Origin of the sequence: Kitasatospora cystarginea (assembly GCF_039533515.1) — a bacterium.
In the GTDB taxonomy this organism is placed as follows: Bacteria; Actinomycetota; Actinomycetes; order Streptomycetales; family Streptomycetaceae; genus Kitasatospora; species Kitasatospora cystarginea.
Genome location: NZ_BAAATR010000004.1, coordinates 219,122 through 232,256, shown reverse-complemented (window position 1 = coordinate 232,256; position 13,135 = coordinate 219,122). Strand labels below are relative to the sequence as shown.

The following is a 13,135-nucleotide window of genomic DNA, read 5'->3' as shown; positions in this document are numbered from 1 at the left end:
GATGATCACCGATGTGACCGCCGGTCATGCACAGCAGATCCACCAGCGGGGATACACCCACGGCCGACTGAGCGCCGTGCTCGACCCGGAGCTGCTGCAGGGCGCCGACTGGAAGCAGTTCGCCGACAGTTGGAACAACCTGCAGCAGGACGCCTACATGGCGGACGGCGGCACCTACCGCCGGCGCCGGTACTCCGAGTTCCGCTACGACACCGCGGCGGACGCCCTGACGCTGCTGCCGCACGTGCCGTACCGCCAGTCACGCGACGTCAACTACCTGAACGGCGGCATCGACCGGCACTTCGAGGCCTTCGAGAGCCAGGTGTCGGCCAGCCCGGTACTGCGCGCGATCTTCCAGTGGTGTGCCACCGTCCTGCTCGACCCTGCGGGGACCGCCGGCACCGACGTGTGGAAGATCCAGACCTTCCAGAACCGGATCCTGGCGCGCAGCACGGAGCACGGGCAGCCGACGCCGGAGGGTATCCACCGCGACGGCGTCGACTACGTACTGACGCTGCTGATCGAGCGCAACTCCATCGACGGCGGGCTCAGCCGGATCTACGACGCCCCCACCCGGGAGTGCCTGGACGAGGTCACGCTCAGCGAACCGGGCGAGTTCCTCTACGCCGACGACGAGCGGATGCTGCACAGCGTCACCCCGCTCACGCCCGCCGCCAAGGGCGTCCAGGGCCACCGCGACGTACTCATCGCCATGTTCAGCCGCACTCCGAAAGAGACCCGATGACGCAAGGTCAGCTCATCCGCTCGTTCCGACAGCTCACCACCGAGGCGCTGGACCCCGACGAGCCCGTCGTCACGCTCTTCAGTGGTGGCCTCGACAGCACCTACCTGCTGCTGCGGCTGCGCGACGCGGGCTTGCGAAACATCCATGCGGTGAGCGTTGACCTCGGCGAGGACGAGACCAGCGAGCACAAACAGCGAATAGCCGACGAACTGGGCGTCCGCCTGCACGTCCTCGACGGGCGCGCGGCCTTCGTCGAAGGGTTCGTCCGCCCGGCGATCCAGGCCCAGGCGGTCTACCTCGACACCCATCCCGTCAGCTCGACGCTGAGCCGGCCGCTGATCGCCAAGCTGGCGGTGGAACTGGCCGGTGAGCTCGGCGCCACCGCGGTGCTGCACACCGCGAACCGCTCCCAGAACACCCTGCGCAGGCTCAACGGAGCCCTGGCCCTGCTCGGCTACCCGGGCCGGTACGGCAGTCCCTACGACCTCGACCCGGTCGACCGGGACCAGAAGATCCAGGAGCTCAAGGCGGTCGGCCTGGACCAGATGAGCACACGGGTGGTCAGCGGCGACTCCAACCTGTGGTGCCGCGAGTTCGAGTCCGGGATCCTCGACGACCCCGAGGACCACGCCGTGCCGGAACACATGTACCAGTGGAGCGCCCTGCGCCCCGAGGCCCGGGGCGAGTTCATCGAGATCCGCTTCGAGCGGGGCATCCCCACCGCGGTGGACGGCGTCGAGCTGGCGCTGACCGACATCATCGCCGAGCTGAACACCCGGGTCGGGGCGTACGGGCTGGGCCGCTACAGCGGCCTCGAGCACCTCGACAACGGCGAGAAGGTGCTGGAGATCCGCGAGATGCCGGCGGCCTGGCTGCTGCTGCGCACCTATCGGCACCTGGAGACCGCCACCCTGGATGCGGAGCTGCTCCGGGAGAAGATGCACGTCGAGCAGCTCTGGGTGCGCGAGTCGCTGGAGGGGCGCTGGTACGGCCGACTGCACCTGGCACTGGAGTCGTTCGTCGAGGTCTGCGCGGCACAGGTGACCGGATCGGTGCGCTGGAAGCTCGCTCCCGGCGGCGCCGAGACCCGCGCCATCCTGGCCGACGACCCGCGCTACCTGCGGGACCGGGAGGCCTGGGAGAAGTACTCGATCCACCGGGAGAACGCTCCCTACGCCACCGTCTGACCCCGACCGCCGGCCCGAACCAGAGAGGGTGATCGTGCCCGGATTCGCCTCCCGCACGGCGCTGATCGACATACTGCTCCTGCTCGTGGCCGCGGTCTGGGGCTCCACCTACCTGGCGGCCAAGGAGCTGGTCAGTCCGTCAACCGTGGTGGCGGTCCTGGCACTCAGATTCCTGGTCACCACGGCGGCCATGCTGCCGGCCGGCATCGCCAGGCTGCGCCGGGCCGGTCGCCAGGAGTGGTTGACCGGAGTGCTGCTCGGCACCATCCTGGCCGTGATCTTCACGTTCGAGACCTACGGCATCGCCCACACCAGCGCGACCAACGCGGGGCTCATCATCAGTCTCACCATCGTGATGACGCCCGTGCTGGACAGCGTGGTGGGGCGATCCTGGCTGCCCCGGCGGTTCTTCCTCGCCGCGGTGCTCGCGGTGGTCGGGGTGGGCCTGCTCGCCTCCGGCTCAGGGCTGCGCGCCCCGTCGCCGGGAGACCTGCTGATTCTGGCGGCGGCCGCGGTGCGCGCGGTGCACGTCACCGTGATGCACCGCAGGGCGGCCCGCCGGAAGTACGACTCCTACAACCTCACCCTGCTGCAGATGGCCACGGCATCGGTGCTCTTCTGTGCGCTGAGCCCGCTGGTCGGGACCTCCTTCCTGGCTCTGGTCCCCCGGCTGCACCCCGGCCAGTGGTCGGACCTGCTCTACCTCGCGCTGATCGGCACGGTGTTCGCGTTCTTCGTGCAGATGCGAGCCGTACGCACCACCTCGCCGACCCGGGTCAGCCTGCTGCTGGGAACCGAACCGGTCTGGGCGCTGCTCATCGGCATCGCGGTCGGCGGTGACCGCCTGGGCCTGATCGGCGTGCTCGGCGCCGTCCTGATCCTGCTGGGCGCGGGCTGGGGACAACGCATCGAACGGGTGCACCGGGAACGGAAGACAGCCGCGGTCCGGACCGCCCGTCCCGAGCTCGAATCCGTCCCGAGCATGTAGCGGCGTGGTCAGGCGACGGATGGTGGCGAAGCCCCCGGCGAGCAGGACGGCAACCGCGGCGGCGAGGACGCCGGTGACTCCGGTGGCCGCGAGGGGGTGGGGAAGCGGCCGATGCGACTCCAGTCGTGCACCACCTCGGGCGGCCTCCGCCGCGACTCCTGGAGTACGGCCGGGTCTGAGGCGTTACGACAAACGCCAGTCCACAGGCTGGCTGCCCTGCTTGACCAGCAGCTCGTTCGCCCGGCTGAACGGCCGCGACCCGAAGAACCCCCGGTCCGCCGACATCGGGCTCGGGTGCGCCGACTCGATCGCCGGGACCTGCCCCAGCAGCGGGCGCAGGTTCCGGGCGTCACGCCCCCACAGGATCGCCACCAGCGGGCCACCCCGGGCCACCAGGGCGCGGATCGCCTGCTCGGTGACCTCCTCCCAGCCCTTGCCCCGGTGCGCCGCCGGCTTACCGGGCGCCGTGGTCAGCGCCCGGTTCAGCAGCAGTACACCCTGCTCGGTCCACGGGGTCAGGTCGCCGTTGCTGGGCGGCGGGCAACCCAGGTCCTGGCCCATCTCCCGGTAGATGTTGACCAGGCTGCCGGGAAGGTTGCGCACCTGCGGGTCGACCGCGAAGCTCAAACCGATGGCCATCCCCGGGGTGGGGTACGGATCCTGACCAACCAGCAGGACCCGCACCTCGTCGAAGGGCTGCTGGAAGGCCCGCAGAATGTTCGCGCCAGCCGGAAGGTACGTCCGCCCCGCGGCAACCTCCGCACGCAGGAAGTCACCCATCGCGGCGACCCGCCCGGCCACCGGCTCCAGGGCGGTGGCCCAGCCGGGTTCGACGATCTCGTTAAGTGGACGCGGTGCCATGCCGCCACCCTATCGGCCCAACGGGCCCCGCCGAGCGCGCCCCTAGCCGACCGGACGCCCGCGGAGGACGACCAGTTGGGGATCGGCCAGCACCCGGACGTCCGCCCGCGGGTCGTCCGTGTACACCACCAGGTCGGCCGGCGCGCCCTCGGTGAGCCCCTCCCGCCCCAGCCACTCGCGTGCTCCCCAGCTCGCCGCCGACAGCGCGGCCCCGGCCGGCAGCCCGGCCTTGACCAGTTCGGCGACCTCGTCCGCGACCAGCCCGTGCGCCAGCGACCCGCCCGCGTCCGTCCCGACGAAGATCGGGATCCCGGCGTCGTACGCCGCGCCGACCGTGTCGTAGCGGCGCTCGTGCAGCCGCCGCATGTGCGCGGACCAGGCCGGGAACTTGGCCTCGCCGCCGTCCGCGAGCTTGGGGAAGGTCGCGATGTTCACCAGTGTCGGGACGATCGCCACCTGCCGCTCGGCGAAGACCGGGATGAGCTCCTCGGTCAGACCGGTGGCGTGCTCGATGCAGTCGATCCCCGCGGCGACCAGGTCGGGCAGCGACTCGGCGGCGAAGCAGTGCGCGGTGACCCTGGCGCCCTCGGCGTGCGCGGCGGCGATCGCCTCGCGCAGGGCGTCCCCGGGCCAGCAGGCGGCCAGGTCGCCGCGCTCACGGTCGATCCAGTCGCCGACCAGCTTCACCCAGCCGTCGCCGCGCCGGGCCTCGGCCCTGACGTAGGCGGCCAGGTCGCCCGGCTCGATCTCGTGCGCGTAGTTGCGGATGTAGCGGCGGGTACGGGCGATGTGGCGGCCGGCCCGGATGATCCGGGGCAGGTCCTCGCGGTCGTCGATCCAGCGGGTGTCGGCGGCGGAACCGGCGTCGCGGATCAGCAGGGTGCCCGCGTCGCGGTCGGTGAGGGCCTGCTTCTCGCTGGTGGCCTCGTCCACCGCGCCGTGCGCGTCCAGGCCGACGTGGCAGTGCGCGTCCACCAGGCCCGGCATGGCCCAGCCGGCCACCGTACGGACGTCGGTCGCCCCCGCCGGACGCGTGAAGCTCACCCGGCCGTCCACGACCCACAGCTCGTCCCGGACGTCCTCCGGCCCGACCAGTACCCGTCCCCTGATGTGCAGCACCGCGCCATCGCTCATGCGCGCACTCTACCTACGGGCCCACCGCCGGCGGGAGGGCCGCCCGGGAGGTCCCGGGCGGCCCCCGTCCGCACCGGTCAGCCGGTGAGGTTGGCCCAGCAGTCGGCCTCCCCCACGTGCGCGGGGTCGAGGGCGTGCCGGACCTCGTGCAGGACCACCGGGTCGACGGCCATCAGCACATGGCCCGGGATGTTGGTCGGACACAGGTCCTGGACCGTGACGTCGTGCACGTCGGGGCCGCTCAGGAACTGCGTCCGGTACGGCGTGACCACCTCGTCGTACCGGGTCGCGATCGCCCAGTACGTCACCCCGGGCAGGGTGTCGCCGCCGGCGTTGAGCCGGCTCAGCAGGTCCGAACCGACGACCTGGTCGGTGCAGGCCGGGCAGGCCGCGCCGACCAGGTCGAGCGCGCCGGGGAAGGACTTCGCCAGGGTGACCAGGCCGTCCAGGGTGGTGCCGTGGTTGCTCGGGGCCAGCCCGACCAGGGTGTGCACCTTGGCCGCGCCGCCGTCGAACTTCAGGTAGTAGCGCGGCATCAGGCCGCCGCCCTGGCTGTGGCCGACGATGTCGACCTGCCCGGCGCCGGTCGCCGCGAGCACGCCGTCGACGAAGACCGACAGCTGCTGCGCCGAGTCCGCCACCGGTGCGATCGCGCGCAGCACCGGGACACCGGGCATCGCGCCGTAGGTGAGCACGAAGACGCAAGTGCCGTCCCCGGCCAGCGCGGGCGCGACGGTGTCCCAGTTCACCGAACCGTGGGCGAAGGTGCCGTGGACCAGCACCACCGGCCTCGGATGGGCCGGGCTCGGCTTGCACGACCAGTCGTTGGCACCCGGTACGCCCGGCGCGGCCAGCGCCTGGGCGGCGGTCACCGGGTCGGTGCGCGGCACCGGGGTGTTCGCGGACGTGGCCGCCCCGGCCGGGCCGGCGCCTGCCAGTGCGGCGGCCAGCAGGGCGCAGCCGGCCGCCAGCGAGGCGAGCCGGCGGTGTCCGGGCAGGGTGGAGTGCGTGGGGGTTGCGGGCATGGCTTCCTCCGGGTGGGGGGTGGAGGCACTGGGCCCGGTCCGGCCGGTCTCGACGGAGGACCGGGGCCGACTCCGGTGCGAGTTGGGGGCTCACACCGTGAACTAGCCTGACTGGCCGGTAAGTTACTGCGGCGTCAAGGCCTTGCCCAGACACCTCGCACGAAGTGGCACCTGGCCGGACCGGCGATGTCACCCGGCATCCGCACCTCCCGGCGCGCTCCACGGTCGTCGCATTTGTCGATATGGCGCCCTGTCATTTCGAGTGGCATGGCTTCGTCGAAACGAACCAGAAGGCCCCGTTCTCGGAGATGGTGATTGAAAATCACCCCGTAAGAGGGATTAGTCCGATTAGGCACTTCGGGAGGCATTCGACCCAATGCCGCAGCCTCCCGATTTCCTCGATCCCGCAGCACAACCACCCCCCCTAGTTGATTGTCATACGAGTCATCTGTGGAAGGATCACGGATGGCGGAGAAGCTCATTCCGAGCACCCGCACCTCTTTGCGCAATAGGGGAGAGTTACTTGTCCGTATTCACCGGACGTATGAGCAAGCGTGTCCTGACCGGACTCGCGACCGCAGTGCTCGCCACCGCCATGGCCGGCACTGCCAGTGGCTCGGCCTCGGCTGCCACCACCTCGCCCTTCCTGAGTGCGAGCCAGAAAGTGGCTCAGGCCAGGGCTCAGGCCTACCAGAAGAAGGCCGCCTCCGGCCCGGCGCAGCTCGCCGCACCACGGAGCGTGGCGGCCGGCCAGGCCTCGCCGATCTTCAACCTGATCGGCATCGACTTCCAGAACAGCGTCTACAGCTACTGGCCCGACGGCAAGGGCAACTTCAACGACCGCTACCTGGAATTCAACGGCGCCCAGAACGACGTCTACAAGCACCTGAAGACGGTCGCGGACGTCGACAACAACAAGGACCGCTTCTGGGACGGGACTTACTTCCTGTGGGACGACGGCAGCCTGGTCTTCGCCGGCAAGGACAAGCCCTCGGTCCGGATCGGCGGCGGCTGGGACATCTACGACACCGTCCTGTCCCCCGGTGACCTCGGCGGCGAGGGCCAGGCCGACATCATCGCCCGTGACCGCAACGGTTACCTGTGGGAGTACTTCGCCTACGCCGACGGGACGCTGACCGACCGCCACAAGATCGGCGGCGGCTGGGGCATCTATGACCAGATCACCGGTGTGGGCGACCTCACCGGCGACGGCAAGCCGGACATCGTCGCGCGCGACAAGTCGGGCGTGCTATGGCTCTACAAGGGCAACGGCAACACGACCGACCCGTTCGACTCGCGGGTGCGGATCGGCGGCGGCTGGGACAAGTACGACACTCTGGTCTCCACCGGTGACATGGACGGCGACGGCCTCGCCGACCTGCTCGCCCGCGACAGGAGCGGCAACCTGTACTTCTACAAGGGCAACGGCGGCCAGACCGACCCGTTCAACGACGCGGCCAGGGTCGGCGGCGGCTGGAACACCTACCGCATGCTGGCCGACTAGTCGTGTCCCGTGACCGGTCGGTTTCCACGACCGGTCACATCCCGCAGTGATGCCATGGGCCGACCCCACCGGTCGGCCCCATGACGGGACGAGGCCCGGTCACCCGGTCCCCTGCCAAGCCAGAAGCGGCAGGGGACCGGCCCGGGCCTCGTCCCGTTGCGCTGCGGGCCTCCACAGCGGGGCCGTTCTCCGGACTGGCCGGCCGGGACCGGCGGGGCAGGCGGCACGGGCGATGCGGCAGACTGGGCCGGACCCCCGCCCCGTGTACCCGTCCGAAAGGCCAGCCCCGTGAGCCCCTTCCTCGACCTCCCGCCGCTGAGTGCCGCGCAGTTCGCAGCGATCGAGGACAAGGTCGCCGCGCTGCTGCACACCACGGCCGACGTGATCATCACCCAGGGCGAGGCGCTGCTCCCGCTGGAGGCGGCGATCCGTGGTGCCGCGCACCCGGGCAGCACCGCGCTCAACATCGTCACCGGCCCGTACGGCCAGACCTTCGGCAACTGGCTGCGCGGCTGCGGCGCCGAGGTCGTGGACCTGGTGGTGCCGTTCGACGGCGCGGCCGGCGCCGAGCAGGTCGCCCGGGTGCTCGCCGTCGAACCGGGGATCGACTTCGTCTCACTGGTCCACGCCGAGGCCGCCACCGGCAACACCAACCCGGTCGCCGAGATCGCCGCCGTGGTGCGGGAGCACGGCGCGCTGCTGATGCTGGACGCCGTCGCCTCGGTCGCCGCCGAGCCGCTGCTCACCGACGAGTGGGGCGTGGACCTGTGTGTGATCGGCGGCCAGAAGGCGATGGGCGGCCCGGCCGGGGTCTCCGCCGTCTCGGTCAGCGACCGCGCCTGGGAGCGGATCGCCGCCAACCCGGCCGCGCCGCGCCGCTCCTACCTCTCGCTGCTGGACTGGAAGGAGCGCTGGACGGACGCCGGGCGCACCGCACTCCCGCACGCCCCGGCCCAGTTGGAGATGCTCGCGCTGGATGCCTGCCTGGACCGGATCGCGGCCGACACCCTGGACGCGACCATCGCCCGGCACCGCGCCGCAGCGGCCGCGACCCGCGCGGGCGTCCGCGCGCTGGGCACCCTCACCCCGTACGTCCACCGGGACGAGCACGCCGCGCCGGTCGCCACCACCCTGCGCACCCCGTCCGGTCTGCACGCCGCCGAGCTCGCCGGGCGGCTGGACCCGGCCCTGCCGGTCCAGGCCGGCGGCGGTCCGCTCGCCGCCGAGATGCTCCGGGTCAACCACTACGGCACCGCCGCCGCGCTGGACACCGTCCAGTCCGTCCTCACCGCGCTCGCCGCCGCCCTTCCCGGCACCGACGCCGACCGGGCCGCCGAGGCCGCGGCCGCGGCGTGGAGCGCGGCCGTCGCCACCTCCTGAGCCGGGCGGGGCCCCGGCGGCACGGCCGAGAGTGCGGCTGGCGGTGCGTTACGCTCCGCCGCCGGCTGCGCCGCTGACCATCGGTTCCACCACCCACTCGACCATCCGTTCACCGGACCGGTGCGGCCGCTCGGGACGGTGCCGATCGCCGTACCGGCTCGGGTTCACCCGTCAGACGGAGCGGTACCCCGACTCCCCCGGCGCCAGTCGAACCAGCACCGACCTGCATCGCACCCCGCCACCGACCGGGACGCCACCGACCGCCGCCCCGTCCGGCCGCCCTTCGACGAGCAGGGTGAACCGGCGGACGGTAGCGTGACCGAGGGTGCCGCAGTGGGCATGCCGGACCAACTGACCTGGCAGGGCCGGGCGTTGCGGCAGGCCCGCCCGACCCAGCCCTACGGAGACCGAGCGGGGAAGCGCCATGACCACCAGTGCCACCCCGCGCACCCGCCTCGCCCCCCCGGCGGCCGGCGCCGCCGGGCTGCGGGCCACCGCCCTGGTCGTCGTGCTGGGCTCGTTCATGAGCGTGCTGGACACCACGGCCGTCAACACGGCGATGCGCACGCTCGGCCGGAGCTTCGGCGCGCCGCTCACCACCATCCAGTGGGTGGCCACCGGCTACACCCTGGCCCTGGCCACCGTCATCCCGGTCACCGCCTGGGCCGTCGGCCGGATAGGCGCCAAACGGCTGTACCTGACCGCCCTCGTGCTGTTCGGCGCCGGCTCGGCCCTGGCCGGGCTGGCCTGGAACACCGAGAGCCTGGTCGCCTTCCGGGTGCTCCAGGGCCTGGGCGGCGGAATGCTGACACCCGTGGGGATGACCCTGGTCCTCCGGGCCTCCGGGCCCGAGCGGACCGGACGGGCGATGGCCGTGCTCGGCCTGCCCGTGCTCCTCGGGCCACTGGCGGGCCCGATCCTGGGCGGTGCGCTGCTGGACGCCGCCTCCTGGCGGTGGATCTTCTTCATCAACCCGCCCGTGGCCGCCGTCGCGATCCTGCTCGCCGCCCGGATCCTGCCGCACGAGGTCCCGAGACCGGGCCGCCGGCTGGACCTGTTCGGCCTGCTGCTGCTCTCCCCCGGCCTGTCCATGCTGATCTACGGGCTCACCCACGGCAGGGATCCGGCCTTCATGCTGACCGGTGGCGCCATGGTGCTCGGCTTCATCGCCCGCGCCCTGACCTGCGACCACCCGCTGCTCGACCTCCGGCTACTGGCCCGGCGGCCGTTCGCCGCCGCGGCCGGGTCCGAGGTGCTCTTCGTCTGCGCCTACTTCGGCTCGCTGATCCTGCTCCCGCTGTACTACCAGGGGCTGCGTGGCCAGAGCGCCGCCCACTCCGGGCTGCTGGGCATCCCGCAGGCCCTGGCCACCGGGGTGACCATGCAGTTCGCCGGACGGCTGATCGACCGCCACCCGCCGGGCCGGATCGTGCTCACCGGCGTCCTGGTCGCCACCACGGGCTTCCTCGCCTTCACCGTGCAGGTCACCGATGACGTCCCCTTCTGGCACCTGCAGACCGCCCTCGCGATGCTGGGCGTCGGCGTGGGACTGACCATGATGCCCACCATCGCGGCCGCCACCCGCAGCGTCGCCGCCGAACAGGTGCCGCTGGCCACCACGGCGGTCACCATCCTGCAGCAGGTCGCCGCCTCCACCGGCACCGCGCTGATGTCCGTGCTGCTCACCCACGCCCAGCGGACCGCCCCGCACCCGGCCGACGCCTTCCGCCACACCTACGGCTGGGCGGTCGCACTGATGGGGCTGGCCCTGCTCCCGGCCCTGCTGCTGCCCCGCCGGCAGCCCGAGTAGACGCCTGCGGCAAAGACCGCGCCGGCGCCTGCGTACGCCCGCCCCGGATCAGGGTGCGGCCGTGTCCGGGGAGCGGAGCCAGCCGCCTGCGCGGGCCGTGTCGGAGGCGACCCGGAGCAGCCGGGTGACGGCCGGACGGGTGGGGCGGCCCCGGGTGAGCAGGTGGATCTCGATGGTGGCGACGGGTGCGAGCGGGCGCCACAGCAGGCCGGCCGGGAGGGTCCGCGCGGCGGAGCGCCCGACGATCGCGAGGGCCTCGCCGCGCGCCACGGGGGTGTGCGCCGCGTCGAAGGAGAGCTGGCGGAGCAGCAGGCCTGGCACCCGTCCCGGCTCCCCGAAGAGGGCGAGGATCGCGTCGTAGTGGCCGGGGTTGGCCTCCCGGGGGTGGACCAGCAGGGTCTCACCGGACAGTGCGGCGATGTCGACCCGCTCGGCGGACGCGAGCGGGTGCCCCTCCGCCATCAGGACGCCCTGCTGCTCCAGCCGGAGCAGGGTGCGGACCAGTTCGGGTGTGGGCGGCGGGCAGCGCACCAGGCCCGCGTCGAGCGTGCCGTCGGCGACACCCGCCACGATCTCGGCCGTCGGCAGCAGCCTGGTGGTCAGGACGATGCCGGGGTGCCGCTCGGCCAGCGCACCGAGCAGCGCGGGCGCGGTCTCGTACCCGGTGCTGGTGCTGTAGCCGACGGACAGCGTGCCCTGCTCGCCTCCGGCGAAGCCCTTGAGGTCGCGCCACAGCCGGTCGGACTCCTCGCAGAGGGCTGCACCACGGTCCATCAGCAGCACTCCGGCCTCGGTGGGTTCGACGGAGTGGGTGCTCCGCTCCAGCAGGCGTACCCCCAACTCCTCCTCCAACTGGCGGACCTGACGGCTCAGTGCGGGCTGGGCGATGTGCAGCCGCTCGGCCGCCCTGGTGAAGTTCCGCTCCTCGGCGACGGCCAGGAAGTAGCGCAGGCGGCGGAGTTCGAGCATGTCCGGCAGTCTACGACCCGGTCTGAACTGCCGCGATGCCGTTTCGTTCTGATCCGATCGGAAACCGGTCTTTCCTTCGGGTACCGCGCTCTTCCTAGGGTTCGACTACCGGAAAGCGAACGCCAGAAGGGCTGGAACCACCATGACCACCGCAGACCTCACCGCCGCCAGCAAGGCCGTCGTCCTCGACTACATGGACACCCTGCTCACCGGGGACTTCGACGCGCTGCGCCGCTTCTTCGCACCGGACGCGACCTGGAAGCTCGCGGGCGACCTGCCGCTGTCGCGGACCTGGACCGGACCGGACGAGATCCTCGGCGAGTTCATCCCCGCGATGGTCTCCCGGCTGGTGCCGGACTCGCTGTCGATGGAGTTCGAGGGCGTGATCGCCGAGGGCGACCGGGTGCTGGCCGAGTGGACCAGCCGGGGCCTGGCCAAGGCGGGCGGCCGGTACGAGCAGCACTGCCTGGCCGTCTTCACCATCCGCGACGGGCGGATCGCCTCGGTCCGCGAGTACTTCGGGGACACCCTGCACGCCAAGACCGTCGTCTTCGCCGGGGAGTGACGGCCATGAGGGCGATCCTGCCGGGGCCCGGGACCGGTGCGCCGGTGGTGCTCGGTGAGGCTCCCGAACCGGAGCCCGCGGCCGACGAGTTGGTGCTCGCCGTGGAGGCGTACTCGGTCAACCGGGGCGAGACCCTCCAGCTGGCGGGGGTGCTGCCGCGGCCCCGGCCCGACTGGCGGCCGGGCAAGGACGTGGCCGGCCTGGTGCTGCGGGCCGCCGCCGACGGCACCGGCCCGGCGGCCGGCACCCGGGTGGTGGCCCATCCGCCCGGATACGGATGGGCCGAGCGGGTCGCCGTCCCGACCCGGAACGCGGCCGAACTGCCGGACAGCGTCGACTCGGTGACCGCCGCCGCGCTGCCGCTCGCCGGGATCACCGCGCTGCGGCTGCTCCGCGCCGCCGGTCCGGTGGCCGGCCGGCGGGTGCTGCTCACCGGGGCCAGCGGCGGTGTCGGGCACTACGTCACCGAGCTGGCGGCCGCCTCCGGAGCGGCGGTCACGGCGGTCTGCGCGAGCCGGGAGCGCGGCACCCGGCTGCCGGAGCTCGGCGCGGTCGAGGTGGTGACCTCGGTGGAGGACGCCGAGGGGCCGTTCGACGTGGCGCTGGAGTCGGTCGGCGGACCGTCGCTGTCGGCGGCGCTGGCCCGGACCGCACCCGGTGGCCTGCTGGTCTGGTTCGGCCAGGCCGGCGGCGCGCCGGCGACCCTGGACTTCTTCGAGTTCTTCAAGGGCCCGGCCCAGGCCAGGATCGCGCACTTCGACTACACCGCCTCCGGTCCGGCCTACGGCGACGATCTCGCCACCCTGGTCCGGCTGGTGGCCGGCGGCCGGCTGCACCCGGAGATCGGCACCGTCCGCGACTGGTCCAGGACCGCCGACGTCATCGCCGATCTGCGCGGCCGCCGCATCCGCGGCAACGCGGTGCTGACCGTGGGCTGACGCCCACGGGTCCGCCGCTGTTCGCGTCG

General features: G+C 72.5%; 12 protein-coding genes. 8 read left to right on the top strand and 4 right to left on the bottom strand.

The window, feature by feature from the left end; all coding sequences use genetic code 11:
• Position 1 precedes the first annotated feature (1 nt).
• Genes ABD369_RS06740 through ABD369_RS06730 form a run of 3 tightly spaced genes read left to right on the top strand, consistent with a single transcriptional unit; the run spans position 2 to position 2,920 of the window.
• A complete protein-coding gene (locus ABD369_RS06740) occupies positions 2 to 745 on the top strand; it encodes a 2OG-Fe dioxygenase family protein (protein WP_344635295.1) in 744 nt (247 codons plus the stop codon).
• Positions 742 to 1,932: an argininosuccinate synthase-related protein gene (locus ABD369_RS06735; RefSeq protein WP_344635294.1), complete on the top strand. Its 1,191-nt coding sequence runs from the start codon at positions 742 to 744 to the stop codon at positions 1,930 to 1,932. Before ABD369_RS06740 ends, ABD369_RS06735 begins: the two co-directional genes overlap by 4 nt.
• Positions 1,933 to 1,960: 28 nt before the next feature.
• Positions 1,961 to 2,920 (top strand): DMT family transporter, encoded by a 960-nt coding sequence (locus ABD369_RS06730; protein ID WP_344635293.1) that lies wholly within the window; start codon positions 1,961 to 1,963, stop codon positions 2,918 to 2,920.
• A 183-nt stretch (positions 2,921 to 3,103) separates the two neighbouring features.
• Here the strand turns inward: ABD369_RS06730 and ABD369_RS06725 are convergent, their stop codons facing one another.
• From ABD369_RS06725 to ABD369_RS06715, 3 genes are all read right to left on the bottom strand, one after another.
• Positions 3,104 to 3,781 (bottom strand): uracil-DNA glycosylase, encoded by a 678-nt coding sequence (locus ABD369_RS06725; RefSeq protein WP_344635292.1) that lies wholly within the window; start codon positions 3,779 to 3,781, stop codon positions 3,104 to 3,106.
• 42 nt (positions 3,782 to 3,823) lie between these two features.
• Positions 3,824 to 4,915 carry an amidohydrolase family protein gene (locus ABD369_RS06720; RefSeq protein ID WP_344635291.1) on the bottom strand — a complete coding sequence of 364 codons (1,092 nt, stop codon included), beginning with the start codon at positions 4,913 to 4,915 and terminating at the stop codon, positions 3,824 to 3,826.
• A 77-nt stretch (positions 4,916 to 4,992) separates the two neighbouring features.
• On the bottom strand, positions 4,993 to 5,940 hold the full coding sequence (locus ABD369_RS06715) for an esterase/lipase family protein (protein ID WP_344635290.1): 948 nt from the start codon (positions 5,938 to 5,940) through the stop codon (positions 4,993 to 4,995).
• Positions 5,941 to 6,484: 544 nt separating this feature from the next.
• Here ABD369_RS06715 and ABD369_RS06710 point away from each other — a divergent pair.
• The 3 genes from ABD369_RS06710 to ABD369_RS06700 all read left to right on the top strand — a co-directional run bounded on the left by ABD369_RS06710 (position 6,485) and on the right by ABD369_RS06700 (position 10,634).
• Positions 6,485 to 7,444, top strand: a complete 960-nt coding sequence (locus ABD369_RS06710; protein WP_344635289.1) for an FG-GAP repeat domain-containing protein — start codon at positions 6,485 to 6,487, stop codon at positions 7,442 to 7,444.
• A gap of 288 nt (positions 7,445 to 7,732) precedes the next feature.
• The gene (locus ABD369_RS06705) at positions 7,733 to 8,824 is read left to right on the top strand and encodes a pyridoxal-phosphate-dependent aminotransferase family protein (RefSeq protein ID WP_344635288.1); all 1,092 of its coding nucleotides are present in this window, start codon (positions 7,733 to 7,735) and stop codon (positions 8,822 to 8,824) included.
• Positions 8,825 to 9,248: 424 nt separating this feature from the next.
• Positions 9,249 to 10,634: a DHA2 family efflux MFS transporter permease subunit gene (locus ABD369_RS06700; RefSeq protein ID WP_344635287.1), complete on the top strand. Its 1,386-nt coding sequence runs from the start codon at positions 9,249 to 9,251 to the stop codon at positions 10,632 to 10,634.
• A 48-nt stretch (positions 10,635 to 10,682) separates the two neighbouring features.
• Here ABD369_RS06700 and ABD369_RS06695 read toward each other — a convergent pair whose 3' ends face one another.
• Positions 10,683 to 11,603 (bottom strand): LysR family transcriptional regulator, encoded by a 921-nt coding sequence (locus ABD369_RS06695; RefSeq protein ID WP_344635286.1) that lies wholly within the window; start codon positions 11,601 to 11,603, stop codon positions 10,683 to 10,685.
• Between the two features lie 142 nt (positions 11,604 to 11,745).
• Here ABD369_RS06695 and ABD369_RS06690 point away from each other — a divergent pair, with 142 nt between their 5' ends.
• Together ABD369_RS06690 and ABD369_RS06685 are read left to right on the top strand one after the other, a co-directional pair.
• Positions 11,746 to 12,168 carry a nuclear transport factor 2 family protein gene (locus ABD369_RS06690; RefSeq protein WP_344635285.1) on the top strand — a complete coding sequence of 141 codons (423 nt, stop codon included), beginning with the start codon at positions 11,746 to 11,748 and terminating at the stop codon, positions 12,166 to 12,168.
• 5 nt (positions 12,169 to 12,173) lie between these two features.
• Positions 12,174 to 13,106, top strand: a complete 933-nt coding sequence (locus ABD369_RS06685; protein ID WP_344635284.1) for a zinc-binding dehydrogenase — start codon at positions 12,174 to 12,176, stop codon at positions 13,104 to 13,106.
• The last annotated feature ends 29 nt before the right edge of the window (positions 13,107 to 13,135 follow it).